Source organism: Blautia intestinihominis (genome assembly GCF_040096655.1).
Taxonomy (GTDB): Bacteria; Bacillota; Clostridia; order Lachnospirales; family Lachnospiraceae; genus Blautia_A; species Blautia_A intestinihominis.
In genome coordinates this window covers 37,123-55,522 of sequence record NZ_JBBMEI010000018.1, presented here as the reverse complement: position 1 = coordinate 55,522, position 18,400 = coordinate 37,123, and the positions used below count along the sequence as shown (strand labels likewise).

The 18,400-nt window shown below is 41.4% G+C and carries 15 protein-coding genes, 1 tRNA gene and 1 pseudogene; 11 read left to right on the top strand and 6 right to left on the bottom strand.

Annotated features, from left to right (window positions below):
* The first annotated feature begins 509 nt into the window (after positions 1-509).
* Positions 510-968 carry an Hsp20/alpha crystallin family protein gene (locus WMO75_RS07425; protein WP_118699090.1) on the top strand — a complete coding sequence of 153 codons (459 nt, stop codon included), beginning with the start codon at positions 510-512 and terminating at the stop codon, positions 966-968.
* A 161-nt stretch (positions 969-1,129) separates the two neighbouring features.
* The gene (locus WMO75_RS07420) at positions 1,130-1,585 is read left to right on the top strand and encodes an Hsp20/alpha crystallin family protein (protein WP_227222319.1); all 456 of its coding nucleotides are present in this window, start codon (positions 1,130-1,132) and stop codon (positions 1,583-1,585) included.
* A 75-nt stretch (positions 1,586-1,660) separates the two neighbouring features.
* Here WMO75_RS07420 and WMO75_RS07415 read toward each other — a convergent pair whose 3' ends face one another.
* Positions 1,661-2,689, bottom strand: coding sequence for a LacI family DNA-binding transcriptional regulator (locus tag WMO75_RS07415; RefSeq protein ID WP_349077881.1), 1,029 nt, complete (start codon positions 2,687-2,689; stop codon positions 1,661-1,663).
* Positions 2,690-2,911: 222 nt separating this feature from the next.
* Here WMO75_RS07415 and WMO75_RS07410 point away from each other — a divergent pair, with 222 nt between their 5' ends.
* The 5 genes from WMO75_RS07410 to WMO75_RS07390 all read left to right on the top strand — a co-directional run bounded on the left by WMO75_RS07410 (position 2,912) and on the right by WMO75_RS07390 (position 9,066).
* The gene (locus WMO75_RS07410; protein ID WP_227222321.1) at positions 2,912-3,850 is read left to right on the top strand and encodes an ABC transporter permease; all 939 of its coding nucleotides are present in this window, start codon (positions 2,912-2,914) and stop codon (positions 3,848-3,850) included.
* A 16-nt stretch (positions 3,851-3,866) separates the two neighbouring features.
* A complete protein-coding gene (locus tag WMO75_RS07405; RefSeq protein ID WP_227222322.1) occupies positions 3,867-4,760 on the top strand; it encodes a carbohydrate ABC transporter permease in 894 nt (297 codons plus the stop codon).
* A 21-nt stretch (positions 4,761-4,781) separates the two neighbouring features.
* Complete coding sequence (locus tag WMO75_RS07400) at positions 4,782-6,461, top strand: type 2 periplasmic-binding domain-containing protein (RefSeq protein ID WP_118750214.1); 1,680 nt, start codon at positions 4,782-4,784, stop codon at positions 6,459-6,461.
* Positions 6,462-6,486: 25 nt separating this feature from the next.
* The gene (locus WMO75_RS07395; RefSeq protein WP_302700787.1) at positions 6,487-7,971 is read left to right on the top strand and encodes a glycoside hydrolase family 32 protein; all 1,485 of its coding nucleotides are present in this window, start codon (positions 6,487-6,489) and stop codon (positions 7,969-7,971) included.
* A gap of 135 nt (positions 7,972-8,106) precedes the next feature.
* The gene (locus WMO75_RS07390; protein WP_118697282.1) at positions 8,107-9,066 is read left to right on the top strand and encodes a carbohydrate kinase family protein; all 960 of its coding nucleotides are present in this window, start codon (positions 8,107-8,109) and stop codon (positions 9,064-9,066) included.
* Positions 9,067-9,218: 152 nt separating this feature from the next.
* Here WMO75_RS07390 and WMO75_RS07385 read toward each other — a convergent pair whose 3' ends face one another.
* Positions 9,219-9,581: a DegV family protein gene (locus WMO75_RS07385; RefSeq protein ID WP_227222347.1), complete on the bottom strand. Its 363-nt coding sequence runs from the start codon at positions 9,579-9,581 to the stop codon at positions 9,219-9,221.
* Between the two features lie 119 nt (positions 9,582-9,700).
* Between WMO75_RS07385 and WMO75_RS07380 the strand changes: the two genes are divergently transcribed.
* Positions 9,701-11,449 (top strand): ABC transporter ATP-binding protein, encoded by a 1,749-nt coding sequence (locus WMO75_RS07380; protein ID WP_302700786.1) that lies wholly within the window; start codon positions 9,701-9,703, stop codon positions 11,447-11,449.
* 91 nt (positions 11,450-11,540) lie between these two features.
* Positions 11,541-11,611, top strand: a tRNA-Gly gene (locus tag WMO75_RS07375).
* A 103-nt stretch (positions 11,612-11,714) separates the two neighbouring features.
* Here the strand turns inward: WMO75_RS07375 and thrH are convergent.
* Positions 11,715-12,320, bottom strand: coding sequence for a bifunctional phosphoserine phosphatase/homoserine phosphotransferase ThrH (gene thrH / locus WMO75_RS07370; protein WP_302700785.1), 606 nt, complete (start codon positions 12,318-12,320; stop codon positions 11,715-11,717).
* A gap of 241 nt (positions 12,321-12,561) precedes the next feature.
* Here thrH and WMO75_RS07365 point away from each other — a divergent pair, with 241 nt between their 5' ends.
* Positions 12,562-13,434, top strand: a complete 873-nt coding sequence (locus tag WMO75_RS07365; RefSeq protein ID WP_302700784.1) for a DMT family transporter — start codon at positions 12,562-12,564, stop codon at positions 13,432-13,434.
* A gap of 42 nt (positions 13,435-13,476) precedes the next feature.
* Here the strand turns inward: WMO75_RS07365 and WMO75_RS07360 are convergent, their stop codons facing one another.
* Positions 13,477-14,652 carry an aminotransferase class I/II-fold pyridoxal phosphate-dependent enzyme gene (locus tag WMO75_RS07360; RefSeq protein ID WP_302700783.1) on the bottom strand — a complete coding sequence of 392 codons (1,176 nt, stop codon included), beginning with the start codon at positions 14,650-14,652 and terminating at the stop codon, positions 13,477-13,479.
* The gene (locus WMO75_RS07355; RefSeq protein WP_022213432.1) at positions 14,649-15,131 is read right to left on the bottom strand and encodes an Lrp/AsnC family transcriptional regulator; all 483 of its coding nucleotides are present in this window, start codon (positions 15,129-15,131) and stop codon (positions 14,649-14,651) included. Before WMO75_RS07355 ends, WMO75_RS07360 begins: the two co-directional genes overlap by 4 nt.
* Positions 15,132-15,366: 235 nt before the next feature.
* Here WMO75_RS07355 and WMO75_RS07350 point away from each other — a divergent pair.
* Positions 15,367-16,521 (top strand): annotated as a pseudogene (locus WMO75_RS07350) (FprA family A-type flavoprotein); the annotation flags it as partial.
* Between the two features lie 130 nt (positions 16,522-16,651).
* On the opposite strand, the gene WMO75_RS07345 reads toward WMO75_RS07350, so the two are convergent.
* On the bottom strand, positions 16,652-18,319 hold the full coding sequence (locus WMO75_RS07345) for an alpha-glucosidase (protein WP_173905411.1): 1,668 nt from the start codon (positions 18,317-18,319) through the stop codon (positions 16,652-16,654).
* Positions 18,320-18,400 lie beyond the last annotated feature (81 nt).

The following is an 18,400-nucleotide window of genomic DNA, read 5'->3' as shown; positions in this document are numbered from 1 at the left end:
TTGTGTTTAAAATTATTTTCCCGGAGGGGAAGGCTGAATAGAAGAAAATAGCAAGTATGCCTGAAATCTAATAATAAAAGAGATGAGGAGTAGTAAGAAAATCAGACAAATATATTTTTCCAAGAATTTGTCGTAAAAATGTGGTCAAACCAAGAAAATCGAGTGCGAAAGAGAATGTTATGCCATGCACAGCTCGGGAAAGAATTCCCTTGCTGTAGGGCTGTCGCCCTATAAAATAGCAAAAAAGACGCCTTTGCAAGTAAACTAGCAGGGCGTCTTTTTTCACCATTTTGCATGGCTCGTAGCGTTCACAAAATCTTCACAAAATAATTAGCACTCACCTCTTGACAGTGCTAACAATAAGTGTTATATTACAGCTAGAACAAAGGAAGAGGGATAAAGAGATAAGAAGATTGAAAGAAAATCTCTTAGATATCCTCCATACCAGCCGGGTTCAGTACTTAACAAGTTAGTTGATATAGATTATAAAGAAAAGGGAGAGATGACTTATGTTAATGCCTAGTATTTTTGGAGAAAGTTTATTTGATGATTTCTTTACACCGTTCTATTACGATGACAAAGATGAGAAGAAAGCAGAGAAGAAGCTGTATGGGCACAGAGCACAGAACCTTCTGAAAACAGATATCAAAGAAACCAAGGAAGGTTATGAACTGATCATTGATGTACCTGGATTTAAGAAAGAGGAAGTTAAAGTGGCTCTGAAAGATGGTTATCTGACCGTCAGTGCAGCCAAAGGTCTTGATGAAGAGCAGGATGACAAGAAGACAGGACGTTACATCAGACGTGAACGTTATGCAGGAGCATGCGAGAGAAGCTTTTATGTAGGTGAAGATGTTACACAGGAAGACATCAAAGGTGAATACAAACACGGTATCCTGAAACTGTTTGTTCCGAAGAAAGAAGCAAAACCGGTTTCCAATGATCCGAAATATATTACCATTGAATAATCAGTAATTGATTTGATCAGATTCCCGTCAGACAATATCTGACCGCTAAAAAGCTCGTGGTGCTGCCCGGAGACTTCGGGCAGTACCCTTAAATATAGATTTGCAGGCAACAGTCGAAAGACTTGTATATAGATTTTTTATCATAAAAGGAGAGATGACTTATGTTAATGCCTAGTATTTTTGGAGAAAACTTATTTGATGATGATTGGATGAACTTCCCGTTTAACGATGAGTTTTGGGGCAAGAAGAATCCGCTTTATGGTAAACATGCACAGAACATGATGAAAACAGATATCCGTGAAACAGACGGCAGCTATGAACTGGATGTGGATCTTCCGGGATTTAAGAAAGACGAGATCAAGGTTCAGCTGAAGGATGGTTATCTGACACTGTCAGCAGCCAAAGGTCTTGATAAAGATGAACAGGATAAGAAGGGCAACTACATCAGACGTGAACGTTATGCTGGTACTTTAAGCAGAAGCTTTTATGTTGGTGATGCAGTCAGTGAAGAAGATATCCATGCGAAATATGAAGACGGTATTCTGAAACTTTCTGTGCCGAAGAAAGCACCGAAAGCCGTTGAAGAAAAAGATGGTTACATCGCAATCGAAGGTTAACTTCCATTGCTTATTCTCCCCCCATATATAGCCGGGATCCGAAAGGATCCCGGCCTTTTTTACATGAAAAATAAATTATTCTGTTGTACTGCGGCGAATTAATATAGGTGTAATCTGTTTATGGATGGGTTCACCCAATGGTTTGGGAACACGCTTTTTCTGTTCCTCCATCTGCTGGACCAGAAGATCCATGGCAGTTTTTGCAATCACATCGATCTGCTGCCCGATGGTTGTGATCGGAAGGATTGCCTCGCTGGCAATCGGAGAATTGTCAAATCCAATAATCTCGTAAGTGGCAGGAAATGTCCCGTATTTTTGGAAAATTAAATTAAGAAACATATTAGCATAGGTATCGTTCGCAAGAAAGATACCTTTTTTTTGATCGGGGTATTTTGATTCTATCTTATTGAAAATCTCTCGGATTACATCTAAAAGCTCATGATAAGAAGCACCTTTTACACTCAAATCTATATCATATGGCACATGATATTCTTCACAAGTTGCCTGAAAGGCCCGGATTCGGTCATAAGCCGGGGCGGATTTATTCACATTGACATTTATGTGAATTAATATATCACATTTATCTCGAATCAACAGAGAAGTAGCCTGAAGTGCTCCCATATAGTTGTCAGTATTGACGCTGCTGATATGCTCTGCTTCGCGTTCAATTGCGATGACAGGAATCTGGTAGGAAGCGAGTTTCTCAGAGGGAAGAGTGTGACTTAAAACAATCAGTCCTTCAATCTGATAAGACAGAAGTTCTTCAATATACTGTTGTTCTTCTTCTGCGCCATCTTCGCTGACGAAAACAAGAAACTTATAATGATAATCACGGTAGCTGGAAAGGAATTGTGTCAGCATCTCAGAATAATAGTGCAGGTAAAGATTCGGAACAATGATTCCAATAAATTCACTTTTTCCATTTGCCAGAACTTTTGCCAGCTTATTCTTTTTATATCCAAGTGTGTCAAGAGCTTGTGAAATCTTTTCCTGGTTTTCCAAAGTAAGAGAATCAGGATGATTGAAGTATCTTGATATTGTAGTTTTTGAAAAATTGGTGTATTCCGCAATATCTGCAAAAGTTACCTGTTTCTTTTTACTCATAAAAGTTGAATCTCCTTCAATATGATGGCTGATGGTTAATAATATTTTTCAGTATAGCAATTTTGATGGAAAAACGCAACGATAAAATAACTGATTACGTAACCGGTTATTTTAGTGTACAAAAGTGTTGACAGAAAGAAATGGATATAGTAATATTAAATCATAAAATAACCGGTTACGTAACCGGTTCTCATAAAATCAATGGAATGGAGGAAGAAGTGCATGAAAAGAATGCAAAATCAAGCAAAGTCCGTAAGCAAGCGAACGTGGAGAGAAAAGATGACTTATGTGAAGAAAAACTGGCAGTTATATCTTTTTTTCCTGATGCCAGGACTTTTACTGACAATTATTTTTAAGTATCTCCCGATGGGAGGTCTTCTGATTGCTTTTGAAGATTACAATGTAATAAAAGGAGTTCTTGGTAGTCCCTGGGTAGGGCTTGAGTATTTCAGACGATTCTTATCTTCACCAGATTTTATGAACTATCTGATGAATACGTTGAAATTGAGTATCTATGGATTACTGTGGGGATTTCCGGTTCCAATCATTCTTGCATTGCTTCTGAATCGTATTCGTAAGACCGGAATTAAGAAGAAAGTGCAGCTTTTGATCTATATGCCAAACTTTATTTCAGTCATCGTGCTTTGTGGTATGGTTCGTATGCTTTTATCTCCTGTAGGCCCACTGAATAAAGTATTAGGAATCAGTACAAACTGGATGACAATGCCTTCTGCATTCCGGACAATTTACATTGCAAGTGGAATCTGGCAGACCGCAGGATGGGCATCTATCATGTACACAGCAGCACTGGCGAATGCCAGCAAGGAGCTGGAAGAAGCAGCCATCATGGATGGAGCGAATCTTCTGCAGCAGATCTGGTATGTAGAATTGCCGGCAATTAAGAATATCATTGTAATTCAGTTTATTTTGCAGGCTGGAAATATCATGAGTATTGGTTTCGAAAAAGCTTATGCTTTACAGACAGATATGAACCTTCCGGCATCAGAAATCCTGTCTACATATGTATACCGTATTGGACTTCTGAATGGAGACTATGGATATTCGACAGCGGTAGGTCTTTTCAATTCAGTTGTAAATGTTATCTTGCTGATCTTTGTGAACTGGGTTGTTAAGAAACTGAATGATGGAGAAGGATTATAGAAAAGAGGGAGAAGAGATGGAGAAAAAAAAGAGAAAATATTCAAGGACAGACAAAGTAATCCTTGGAATCGGATTTACTATTCTTGGTTTATTCGTCCTTTCTATAGCGATACCGATTATTTATGTAGTACTCGCATCCTTTATGGATCCTACTGTTTTGAATAACCAGGGATTAAGTTTTAACACTAAGGACTGGACATTAGACGCATATCGAAGAGTATTAGAGAACGAAATGATCTGGCGTGGATTTTTGAATTCCTTCCTGTATTCACTTGCATTTGCAGTAATTTCTGTTTTTGTGACATTACTGGCTGCGTATCCACTGTCAAAGAAGGAATTTGTAGGAAGAGACTTTTTCAATGTTATTTTCCTGATCACAATGTTCTTTGGTGGTGGAATGATTCCTACATTTATCCTGATCAATCAGCTGCACATGGTTAATACAGTGTGGGCAATCCTGATTCCAGGAGCATTTAATGTATGGAATATGATTCTTGCCAGAACTTATTATCAGTCAATCCCGACAGAATTAAGAGAAGCATCTGCGATTGACGGTGCAAATGAGATCCAGCATTTCTTTAATATCATGCTTCCGGTATGTAAGCCAATCATTGCAGTACTGGCACTCTGGTCTTTTGTTGGAATGTGGAACAGTTATTTCGATGCAATGATTTATCTGAATGATGCAAATCTTCAGCCATTACAGCTGGTACTCCGTTCCATCCTGGTACAGAATACACCACAGCCTGGAATGATCGCTGATATTCAGAGTACAGCAGAAATGGCAAAAGTAGCAGAACAGCTGAAATATGCAACGATCGTAGTATCAAGTTTACCACTGTTAGTAATGTACCCATTCTTCCAGAAATACTTTGATGAAGGAATTATGGTCGGATCGGTAAAAGGCTAATAAGAAAGGAACGATACAGATATGAAGAAAAGAAAAGTAAATGCATTGCTTGCAATTGTACTGTCCCTGACGATGATGGTGGGAGTTGCAGGATGTGGAAAAAAGCAGCAGCTTGAGGCTGAAATTGATCCGGGTACACCTGTATCAGAGGTGCAGTTTCCATTAAAGGAAACTGCAGAGCTTTCCTTTATTACAAGTGCACCGGCTACATCAACACAGGATCCGAATGAACGAGTAATTTTTCAGCGAATGGAAGAGCAGACCAATGTTCATATTGACTGGACTTGTTTTGTATCGGATCAGTTCTCTGATAAGAAGAATCTGGCGCTTGCACAATTTGGAAATCTGCCAGATGGATTATTCAATGCCGGAATGAGTGATTATGATCTGCTGCGTTATGCAAAACAGGGGATTATCATTCCGCTGGAAAATCTGATAGATAAATATATGCCGAATTTACAGGCAGTGTTTGAAAAATATCCAGAATACAGGACAATGTGCACCGCACCAGATGGACATATTTATTCCTTCCCATGGATTGAACAGCTTGGTTCTGGGAAAGAAGCCATTCAGGCAATCGGAGATATTCCGTATATTAATAAAAAATGGTTGGATTATCTAGGACTCGAGATTCCGACAACAACAGATGAACTGGAACAGGTATTGATTCAATTCCGTGATCATGCAGATGAGCTTGAAAAAGAATTTTCGATTGAAGGTGCTGTGATTCCAATGTCATTTATCATCAATAATGGTGACCAGGATCCGGCAATTCTGCTCAATGGATTTGGAGAAGGCTATGGAGATACAGGAGATCATTTCGCTGTAACGGATGAAGGAAAAGTTATTTATACAACCGTTCAGGAAGGATACAAAGAAGGTATTGAGTGGTTACATAAACTTGTAACAGAGGATCTGGTTGACCCGGAAGCATTTACACAAGAGTGGTCTACTTATGTTGCCAAAGGAAAGAATCACCGCTATGGTCTCTGTTTTACATGGGATATCGCCAATATTGATAATAATGAAGATTATGTTATGCTGCCGGCTCTGACAGGACCAGATGGTATGCGGAACATTACAAGACAGAATAACAGTGAAACAAGTGGATATGATCGTGGAAGATGTGTTCTTACATCCAGCTGCCGTAACACAGCACTTGCTGCTGCATGGATCGATCAGATGTATGCACCACTTCAGTCACCGCAGAATAACTGGGGAACTTATGGAGAGAAGGATTCCTTTAACATTTTTGAACTGTCTACCAATAAAGATGGTGGAGAAATGCTGAAACACATGGATCTGGGGGATCAGTCTCCGGTAGAAGTACGTGAAGCACAATCTGTAAATGGTCCTCTTGCAGTTCTGAATGAATATTATGACGTCTATGTAACACAGCCAGAGGATGCAAAATGGCGTCTGGACAATATGCATGAAACTTATTTACAGGATATGAACAGCAAATATGTTTATCCAAACGTATTCATGAGCATTGATGATACCAATAAAGTATCTCAGTATGATACAGATATCAAAAAATATGCAGAACAGAAGAAAGCAGACTGGATCCTGAATGGCGGAATTGAAAAAGAGTGGGATTCTTATCTGAAGAAAATGGAACAGTATGGACTTTCTGATTATATTTCAATTAAACAGAAATACTTTGATGAGTATCAGAAGTCGTTGAGTGAAGAAAAATAACGATACAAACAACAGGAGAATTTTCATGAGTGAGATGTTAGAAAAGGCTAGAAAATATGAAGTTGAACAGGGGCTGCAGATAAAAGCAGAGGATCGACCGGCTTTTCATGTGAGTCCATATGTTGGATGGATGAATGATCCAAATGGTTTTTCCTGCTATCAGGGAGAGTATCATTTGTTTTACCAGTATAATCCATATGATACACATTGGAACAGTATGCACTGGGGCCATGTGGTAAGTAAAGATCTGCTTCACTGGGAATATCTTCCGGCAGCTCTGGCACCGGATGAAGATTATGATAAGATAGGATGTTTTTCAGGAAGTGCAATAGAACTGGACGACGGCAGACAGCTGCTGATTTATACTGCTGTAGATCAGGAGACGCTTGAAGATGGAACGGCAAGGGATATTCAGACACAGGCAGTGGCTGTTGGAGATGGAAAAAATTATAAGAAATATGAAAAGAATCCGGTTCTGACAGCTAAAGACTTGCCGGAAGGTGCAAGTAAAGTGGATTTCCGGGATCCAAAGATCTGGAAAGAAAAAGATGGGTACTTCTATTGTGTGATCGGAAGCCGTCCGGCAGATGGAAGTGGACAGATTCTTCTTTACAAAAGTGCAGATGGATTTGAATGGGAATTTGTCAGTGTACTGGCAGAAAATAAAAAACGTTATGGAAAGATGTGGGAGTGTCCGGACTTTTTCGAATTAGATGGAAAACATGTTCTTCTGACAAGTCCACAGGACATGTTGCCGGAAGGACTGGAGTTCCATAATGGAAATGGGACCTTATGTATCATCGGAGAGATGGATCCGGAGACACATACCTTAAAAGAAGAGACAGTACAAAGCGTCGATTATGGAATGGATTATTATGCAATGCAGACTTTGCTTGCACCGGATGGCCGTAGAATTATGATTGCCTGGATGCAGAACTGGGATACGACTGCTCATCGTTGTAATGACTCAAAATGGTTTGCGCAAATGAGTCTGCCGAGAGAAGTGTCTGTGAAAAACGGAAGACTTTATCAGACTCCGATCAAAGAACTCGATGCAATGCGTAAAGACAGAGTTGAGTACAACGATGTAGTAATAGATAATGATGCGATCACATTAGACAAAATCGAAGGACGAACTATAGATATGGAACTTGTGATACGTCCGGAAGATAAAGAAAATGTGTATAAGAAATTTGTATTACGTTTTGCACAAAATGAGAAGTTTTATACAGAATTAAGTTTCCGCCCGGATGAGTCTGTCCTGAAAATTGACAGAAAATTTTCAGGAACCGAACGAGCATTAGTTCATCAGAGAAGGTGTCTGGTAAATGGCGATGCCAATGAATTAAAGCTTCGTGTGATCTTGGATAGATTCAGTGCTGAAATATTTATTAATGACGGTGAGCAGGTTATGTCTGTTGTTATATTTACAGAACAAGAGGCAAAAGGAATTTCATTCTTTGCTGAAGGTGCAGCTAAAATCGATATAGTGAAATACAATCTGGTTTAGGACAAAAATTATATTGAAATTGAAGATGCATGGATAATGATAGGGGATTCCTGAAACGGGAATCCCTTTTGCATATAGGAGCATAGTATCAATGATAGAAGAAATGTCGTTTTTTGCGGCAGAATGGAGAATATGATGAAAAAATATGATGTAGTGGCACTTGGAGAATTGTTAATTGATTTTACAGAAAATGGAAAAAGTAATCAGGGAAACCCACTTTTTGAGGCAAATCCAGGAGGCGCACCCTGCAATGTACTTGCAATGCTGACGAAACTAGGACATAAGACGGCATTCATCGGAAAAGTAGGTGAAGACTTTTTCGGAGAACAGCTGAGAGATGTGATAACAGAAGTAGGGATTGATGCAAAAGGATTATGTACAGACAAGGAAATCCATACAACACTGGCAATGGTGCATACTTATCCGGATGGAGACAGAGATTTCTCATTTTATCGAAATCCGGGAGCAGACATGATGTTGAATAAAACGGAAGTTCAGGCAGAACTTATTAAAGAAACAAAAATCTTCCATTTCGGAACATTGTCTATGACACATGAAGGAGTACGTGAAGCAACAAAAGAAGCAATCCGTATTGCAGAAGAGTCTGGTGCAGTTATTTCTTTTGATCCGAACTTACGTCCACCTCTTTGGAATTCTTTAGATGAGGCAAAGGAACAGGTATTATATGGATTAGCACACTGTCATATTCTGAAAATTTCAGATAATGAGATTCAGTGGCTGACAGGTGAAGAAGATTATACTGCCGGGGTAAACTGGATCAGAGAAAGATATCAGATTCAGTTGATTCTTGTATCTATGGGGAAAGAAGGAAGTCGTGCATACTATAACGGAACGATGGTAGAAGTAAAACCGTTCCTTCAGAAAAATACAATTGAGACAACAGGAGCAGGAGATACATTCTGTGGTTGTGTATTACATTATATTTGTGAACACGGAATGGAAGGTTTAGATGAAAATAAACTAAAGGAAATGTTGACTTTTGCAAATGCAGCAGCATCTGTGATCACAACAAGAAAAGGAGCATTGCGTGTAATGCCGACGAGGGATGAAATTCAGAAAACATGTGAAATGTGAAGATGACATTCTGAAACTTTCTGTTCCGAAGAAAGCACTGAAAGTCGTTGAAGAAAAAGATGGTTATATCGCAATTGAAGGTTAACTTCCATTGCTTATTCTCCCCATATATAGCCGGGATACGAAAGGATCCCGGCTATATATGGGGAGAATTATGACTGGACCAGTTCTCTGTCTTTACCGATAAAGAAAAGGGCAATTGTATCAGGACCGACATGACTTCCGGTGCAGAAGTCGTAAGATGTGTTGATAAAATCACGTATGTTGATTTTTTCTCTTATTTTATCCATGATATAAAGAGAATCTTCGTAAGCGTCGGCATGTGCAATACCGATAATCTGTTCTTCAGGTTTTATAATATTATCACAAACCAGATTGATCAGAGTATTCAGGGCTGCTTTACGTCCACGGACATTTTTATAAGTTACAATATAGCCATCTTTGTTTCCTCTGAGAATAGGCTTGATTTTGAGAACATTTCCGATAGTGGCTATTAATGTGACAAATTGTAACACCAAATTTAAAACATTTCAATAGCTTATGCTGACCAGAATCACGTACCAAATCTTTACGTGCGTTCGACTTGAATTTATGCTAAAATAAGAGAATAAATAAGAATCAGGAGCAATAAGAAATGAACCAGAAAGATTTTAAAAACAAAAGTGAGATGCAGATATTCCTGTCATATTTTAGACCACACAGGAAGCTGTTTTTGCTGGATATGGTATGTGCTCTGGCAATAGCAGTAATAGATCTGGCATTTCCGTTTATTTCTAGGTGGTGTATGTACAAGCTGCTGCCGGATAATGCGTGGAGGACATTCTGGACGGTAATGGTCGTTGTGTTCTGTGCGTATATCCTGCGGTCAGTTTTTACCTATATTATTACTTACTGGGGACATACGTTTGGCGTGCGGGTGGAGACGGATTTCCGGCATGATCTGTTTCAGCATATCCAGGAACTGAGTTATGCATATTTCGACAATGCCCGTGTGGGACAGCTGATGAGTCAGCTCACATCGGAGCTTTTTGATATTACGGAATTTGCACATCACGCACCGGAGGATATTTTTATATCGGCAGTGACGATCATTGGTGCGCTCATCATTATGTTTACGATTCAGTGGAAACTGGCACTGGTGATCGCAGTGACGATTCCGATTTTTTTGCTGGTTGTGTGGAAATGTCGTTTCTCTATGCAGAATGCTTCGCGTAATGTCAAAAAAGAGATGGCATCTATCAATACAGATTTTGAATCCGGGCTTTCCGGACTTCGTACAGCGAAGGCTTTTGCAAACGAGGAAAAGGAACTTAATAAATTCGACTCCGCGAATCTGAGTTATCGTGATTCCAAGGCGGATTTTTACAGGGCAATGGCACTTTTTAATTCGGTGATGGAATTTTTTATGTGCATTCTTTCTGTGATCGTGATCGCAGTTGGCGGTGCACTGATCATGTCAGAGCAGCTGAATATCATTGATCTGATCACATTCAGCCTGTATGTTTCTACATTTGTGAATCCGGTAAGGAAGCTTTCGACAACTGTGGAACTGATTGCAAACGGAACGGCCAGTCTTCACAGATTTGTGCAGCTGATGCGTACAGAACCGGCTTTGAAGGATGATCCGGATGCAGATGAGCTTCAGAATGTGGAGGGAAGAATTGATATTGAACATGTCGGGTTTGCCTATGAGGGAGATCAGGAGGTGCTTCAGGATGTTTCTCTTCATATTAAACCAGGTGAAACGATTGCTTTTGTCGGCTCATCAGGCGGAGGCAAGACAACACTCAGTCAGCTGATCCCAAGATTTTATGATGTCACAGAGGGCAGTATTTCAATTGATGGTATGGATGTAAGGAAAGCAACGCAGGAATCTCTGCACAGAAACATTGGTGTTGTGCAGCAGGAGGTATTTCTTTTTGCGGACAGTATTGCAGAAAATATCCGATATGGAAAGCTGGATGCAACGATGGATGAGATCATCAGAGCCGCAAAGATGGCAGAAATCTACGATGACATCATGGAGATGCCAAAAGGGTTTGATACGAATGTCGGAGAGAGAGGAGCACTCCTTTCCGGAGGGCAGAAACAGAGAATTTCAATTGCACGTATTTTTCTCAAAAATCCGCCGGTGCTTATTCTTGATGAGGCAACCTCAGCACTTGACAGTGTGACAGAGGCAAAGATTCAGGAAACCTTCGAAAAGCTTGCGGTCGGAAGGACAACGATCATTATTGCTCACAGACTTTCTACAGTAAAAAATGCGGATAAGATTGTGGTGATCGAGCAGGGTCAGATCGTGGAAAAAGGAACACATGAGGAGCTGATGAGGGAGGCTGGTATCTATGCTTCTCTGGTCCATACACAGGAGTTAAAAGAATAAACAATATATATAAATACAAAAATATAAAAAATTTTAAAAATCTGCTTGCATTTTCTGGAAAATATGATATTATAGTAAATGCATTACAGATGCGGGTGTAGTTCAATGGTAGAACACCAGCCTTCCAAGCTGGATACGTGGGTTCGATTCCCATCACCCGCTTTTTTGCTACAATAAAATACCCCCTGACGATTCAGAATCTTATTTTTCATAAAAGGAACTGAAATGTCAGGGAGTTTTTTGGTTAAAAATGGAATTAGAAAAATTATCCTTCAATCACTTCTTTAATTGCATCGTAGAGTTCGTCATATGTCTCATATGCCGGGATTTCCGGGTATTCGGATTTGATGGCGTCGGTGCTCTTGAAGAGGAAGCCTGCTTTGCTTGCCTGGATCATGCCGAGGTCGTTGTGGCTGTCGCCGCTGGCGATGGTGTCGTAGCCGATAGACTGCAGGGCTTTGACCGTAGTGTATTTGGATTTCTCACAGCGCATCTTGAAGTCTGTGATCTCGCCGTTGTCTGCTACAACGAGAGAGTTGCAGAAGATAGTCGGGTAGCCGAGTTTTTTCATCAGAGGTCCTGCGAACTGAGAGAAGGTATCGCTGATGATGATTACCTGTGTCATTTCTCTGAGATTGTCGAGGAATTCTTTTGCGCCCGGAAGTGGATCAATCTTGGAAATTGTTTCCTGAATCTCTTTCAGTCCAAGATTGTGCTCTTTCAGAATATTGAGACGGTATTTCATTAATTTGTCGTAGTCCGGCTCATCTCTTGTTGTTCTCTTTAATTCCGGGATACCGGTTTCCTCTGCGAATGCGATCCAGATTTCAGGTACCAGTACGCCCTCAAGGTCTAAACAAACAATTTCCATAATAATCCTCCGTTCTGAAGCGGCTTTAACGTTGTAATAAGGTGCCGCGTCTCTCTAAGTGTGTGTACAGACTTTATTATAGCCGAAAAATGTCGAAATCGCTATATATAATTTTGCAGAAAGAAAAATTAACAAAAACAATCGTTATCTGCGAACAGTTACAAAGAATCTCTATTGTATCTTCCTCAGGAATAGTGTTATGATAGAAACACTGGAAAAGAGAAAGGTATGGTGAAATCATATGAAACAGGAAAATTATATAAAGGGAATGGTCATGATCATTCTGTCGGCGTTTTTCTTTGCGTGTATGAATGTGAGTGTGCGTCTGGCAGGGGATCTTCCATCTATACAGAAGAGTTTTTTCCGTAATCTGGTGGCTGCTGTTTTTGCGGCAGTGATTCTGACCAGAAATCATATTGTACCAAGGGTGCAGAAGCAGTATCTGGGAATACTTTTTCTTCGATGTGCGTTTGGTACACTTGGAATACTCTGTAACTTTTATGCGATCGATCATTTGCTAGTAGCGGATGCCTCCATTCTGAATAAACTGTCTCCGTTTTTTGCCATCATTTTTTCGTTTCTGATCTTGAAGGAAAAAATCACACCGGTGCAGGGAGCCTGTGTATTCCTGGCATTTATCGGATGTCTGTTTGTTGTAAAACCAGGATTCCAGGATGCGGCACTGATCCCGGCACTTATTGGTGTTTGTGGAGGACTTGGAGCAGGAATTGCCTATACAATGGTGCGGGTACTTGGAACACATGGGATTAAGGGGCCTGTTATTGTGTTTTATTTTTCTGTGTTTTCCTGTCTGTTTGTACTGCCATATATGATTTTTCATTATGTGTCGATGACCTGGACCCAGATTGGAACGCTTCTGATGGCAGGTGCTTTTGCGGCGGGCGGACAATTTACGATCACGGCAGCGTATACATATGCACCGGCAGGCAAGATATCGATTTTTGATTATTCGCAGATCATATTTGCAACACTTCTTGGATTTTTCCTTTTTGGAGAGATTCCGGATAAATACAGTTTCATAGGATATGGACTAATCATTCTGGCATCACTTGGAATGTTCCTTTATAACATGAAAGCAGCAGAGAAAAATTGATTCTCTGCTGCTTTTGCATTATATGATCCTTATGCAAAAGAATTATTGTTTTTCGCTGCGTAATTTCTCAATAAATCGCTGAAGATGTGACATTGCCAGTTTAAGATTCTCCAGAGAGTAAGCATACGAGATACGGATAAATCCTTCGCCGCATTTGCCGAAGGCAGAACCTGGAATGACAGCGACATGCTCTTCGCGAAGGAGTCGCTCTGCGAATTCATCAGAAGTCAGGCCGAATTCTTTGATTGACGGAAAAACATAGAAGGCACCGAATGGCTCGAAGCATTCCAGCCCCATTTCTCTGAAAGCATGCATCAGATAGCGGCGGCGTCCGTTGTAGGCCTCACGCATTTCCTGTACAGCTGCTTCACCATTGCGGAGTGCTTCGATCGCTGCATACTGGCTGGTAGTCGGTGCAGACATGATTCCGAACTGGTGAAGTTTGGTCATCTGTTTGATAAGTTCAGCAGGTCCGCATGCATATCCAAGACGCCATCCAGTCATGGCGAAAGTCTTGGAAAAACCGTTCAGAAGGAGTGTACGCTCTTTCATTCCCGGAAGGCTTGCGATGGAAACATGCGGCTCATCGTAATAAGTCAGTTCTGCATAGATCTCGTCAGATACTACGATGAGATCATTCTCGATCACAACCTGGGCGATTTCTTCCAGTTCTTTACGTGGCATGATGGAACCGGTCGGGTTGTTCGGGAATGGCATGACCAGGATTTTGGTACGGTCAGTGATCGCTGCGCGCAGATCATCTGCGGTCAGGCGGAATTCGTTCTCAGCTTTGAGGTCGATAAATTTCGCCACGCCGTCTGCCATGACAGCACATGGCTCGTATGCAACGAAGGATGGCTGCGGGATCAGGACTTCATCTCCAGGTTCCAGCATGGCGCGCATGGAGAGGTCGATCGCCTCACTGCCGCCTACGGTTACAAGGATTTCACTCTTGGGATCGTAGGAAACTTTGTATTTGTTCTGTACATATTTGCTGATCTCCTGACGGAGTTCCAGGAGTCCGGCATTGGAAGTGTAGTATGTCCGGCCTTTTTCCAGGCTGTAGATACCCTCATCACGGATATGCCATGGAGTATCAAAATCAGGTTCGCCGACACCGAGAGAGATTACGTCATCCATTTCACTTACGATGTCAAAAAATTTACGTATTCCAGATGGCTGGATGGCTGCCACCTTGTCTGCTACAAGTTTTCTCAAGGTGTCACCAGCATCCTTTCGTCTTTGATTTTCTGATCGAAGATCGTACCGTGGTCTTTGTATTTCTTCAGGATGAAGTGGGTTGCGGTACTTAAGACAGAATCCAGTGTGGACAGTTTGTCTGTTACGAACTGGGAAACTTCTTTGAGGGTTTTGCCTTCGAGAATGACCATCAGATCGTAGCCGCCTGAGATCAGATATACGGAACGGACTTCCGGATATTTGTAGATACGTTCTGCGATGGAATCAAATCCCTGGCCACGCTGTGGTGTTACACGCACTTCAATCAGTGCAGTGACCATTTCGGAGCTGGTCTTGTCCCAGTCGATCATGGTGTGGTAGCCGCAGATGATTTTTTCTTCTTCCATCTTGCGGATCTCATTTTCAACAACATCTGGTTCTGTGCCAAGCAGAATGGCGATCTCTTTGGAATCCATTTTGCTGTTTTTTTCAAGATAACTTAATATTTGTTTTCTCAAGATTATTTCCTCCAAAACTAAAATCACATAATCTGTTCCGGGATATTTCCGGAGATTATTTCTATCATACCACGTTCGACGGATTTTTTACAGTAAAAACGGGAAAAATACGAAGAGAGTTGAAATTGGATAAAAAAAGTAAAGTATTCAACTAAAAGTGTTTCTTTTCCAGAAAAAGGATGCTATAATAGGAGAAACGATGAAAATGACAAAAGTCAAGGAGGCAGAAATTACAATGCAAATCACGAATGATATCTTATATGTAGGTGTAAATGATCACCAGGTAGACCTGTTTGAAGGTCAGTATGATGTGCCGAATGGAATGGCGTACAATTCTTATGTGATCAAGGATGAGAAGATTGCAGTTATGGATACTGTTGATGCAAACTTCACAAAGGAATGGCTCGATAACATCGCAGCAGTTCTGGATGGCGCGAAGCCGGATTACCTGGTAGTTCAGCATATGGAGCCGGACCACGCAGCAAATATCGAGAACTTTATGAATGCATATCCGGATACAACGATCGTGGCAAATACCAAGACTTTTGGCATGATGAAGAACTTCTTCAGAAACCTGGATCTTGAGGGAAGAACTCTTGAAGTTGGAAATGGTGAGTCCCTGACCCTTGGCAGACATGTGCTTACTTTCGTGTTTGCTCCGATGGTACACTGGCCGGAAGTTATGGTAACTTACGACAGCACAGACAAAGTTCTGTTTTCTGCTGACGGATTTGGTAAATTCGGCGCACTTGATGTAGAGGAAGACTGGGACTGCGAAGCACGCCGTTACTATATCGGTATTGTCGGCAAATATGGTCCGCAGGTTCAGAAGCTTCTCAAAGTGGCTGCAACTCTGGATATCCAGATCATCTGCCCTCTGCACGGACCGGTCTTGACTGAGAATCTGGGACATTATATTGAGAAATATGATATCTGGTCTTCTTACAAAGTAGAAGATGAGGGTGTTGTGATCGCATACACATCCGTTTATGGAAACACCAAGAAAGCCGTTGAAATCCTGGCTGAGAAACTGAAAGAAAAAGGCTGCCCGAAGGTTACTGTATTTGACCTTGCCCGAGATGACATGGCAGAGGCAGTTGAGGAGGCATTCCGCTACGGTAAACTGGTTCTTGCAACCATCACCTACAATGCAGATATCTTCCCGTTCATGAAGACATACATCGACCATCTGACAGAGAGAAGCTACCAGAACAGAACCATCGGTCTGATCGAGAACGGAAGCTGGGCTCCGAATGCAGCCAAAGTTATGCAGGCGAAATTCGAGAAGAGCAAGAATATCACCTGGCTGGACAATACAGTCAAGATCATGTCTTCTTTAAGTGATGAAAATATCGAAGAACTGGACAAGATGGCAGAAGAACTCTGCAAATAAAAAATACCCAGATACTAAAGAAGCCCCTGCGAAGTAAGGAAAACTTCGCGGGGGCTTTTTTAAATTACTGGAGTTGCCTGAAGAAAGAAAAGATGATAAATAAACAAGCAATATTAAGGGGGTAATATTAAAGCTCCAGGATCAAAACCTGATAATTGTCAAGTGTTACAGTATTTCCGCTTACAGATACTTCCGGGTAGTTGTTGAGAAGTACTTTTTTGTATGCGGACGGAAGGACTGCACTCTGTGGTTCTTTCTGGAAGTTTCCGAGAACCAGGAGAGTTTTGTCGCCTTTTCGATAATAGGACATCAGATTGTGCTGTTCCTCAAGGTAAGGGATCAGTTCGCCGTAAACGATGGTTTCTTTGTACTCTGGATCTTTGCGCAGAGCGATCAGTGCTTTGTAGAAAGAGAATAAAGAATCCGGGTCATTTACCTGAGCTTCTACATTGATGTCTTTGTAGTTCGGGTTTACAGGAAGCCATGGAGTACCTTTGGAAAATCCTGCGTTTTCGGTAGTATCCCACTGAACCGGTGTACGGGCATTGTCACGGCTGTATCTGGAGACACAGGCGAGAGCTTCTTTTTCGGTGCAGCCGGCGTCCAGGGCTACATGATATTCATCGATGGAACTGATATCATCCACCTGGTCAATAGAAGTGAATGTCAGGTTTTCCATACCGATCTCCTGTCCCTGATAGATGAACGGCAGTCCGCGGAGCATGAAGTACATGGCAGCCAGGAATTTCTTGCTCTGGAGAGAAAGATCTCCGTCAGGAATGTAGTGGCTGACACCGCGCGGCTCGTCGTGGTTTTCGATGATATTGGACAGATATCCGATATCGCCGATACGTTTCTGGGAGTGGAAACAGCATTCTTTGTAATCTTCCGGTGTGATCTCTTTGTGGTCGTACCATCCGTTCGGACTTCCACCGAATACGGTCGTGGAGAAATCAAACATACTGGAAAAATATCCGTTGCTTCCGATGAAATCAGGAAGTTCTTCTTCCTTTTCATTGAAAACCTCACCTACAGAAAAAGCATCGTGTGGTTTGAAAGTATGGTCACGCATCTCGCCGAGGAATTCTCCGACACCGGTTGCATCCTCAAGCATATAGTGGATACTGGAAAGTCCGTCCGGGCGGTCAACCGGGTAATCTTTGAATGGAAGTTTTTTCTTGATATTGATGATCGCGTCAATACGGAATCCACTGACTCCACGGTCAAGCCACCAGTTGATGTTTTTGTAAACTTCCTCGCGTACTTCCGGGTTTTCCCAGTTAAGATCAGGCTGTTTTTTGTGGAAGACGTGGAGATACTGTTTGTCCGGATGTCCCGGGAGCGGTTCCCAGACTGAGCCTCCGAAATAACTTCTCCAGTTGCACGGGAGTTCTCCCTCTTTGCGGTCTTCGATGTAGAAGAAGTTTCCGTATTTTCCATCCGGATCCTCACAGGCTTTTTTGAACCATTCGTGTTCATCAGAGCAGTGGTTTACAACCAGGTCCAGGATGATGTACATATCGCGTTTTTTTGCTTCGGCAAGAAGATGGTCCATATCTTCGAGAGTTCCGAATGCAGGGTTGATGTCATAGTAATCTGAAATATCATATCCCTGATCTGCAAAAGGAGATGGATAACATGGAGAGATCCAGATAATATCCACACCGAGGTCTTTGAGATAATCTAATTTCTGTATAATTCCCGGAATGTCACCGATTCCGTCATTGTTTGAATCATAAAAACTTTTTGGGTAGATCTGATAGGCTACTTTGTCCTGCCACCATTTACGTTCCATAAGAAATTCCTCCTTAAATTCTGTACTTTATTATAATGGTCAGAATGAAAAAAATCTTATGAGAATCTGACCAAAAACTAC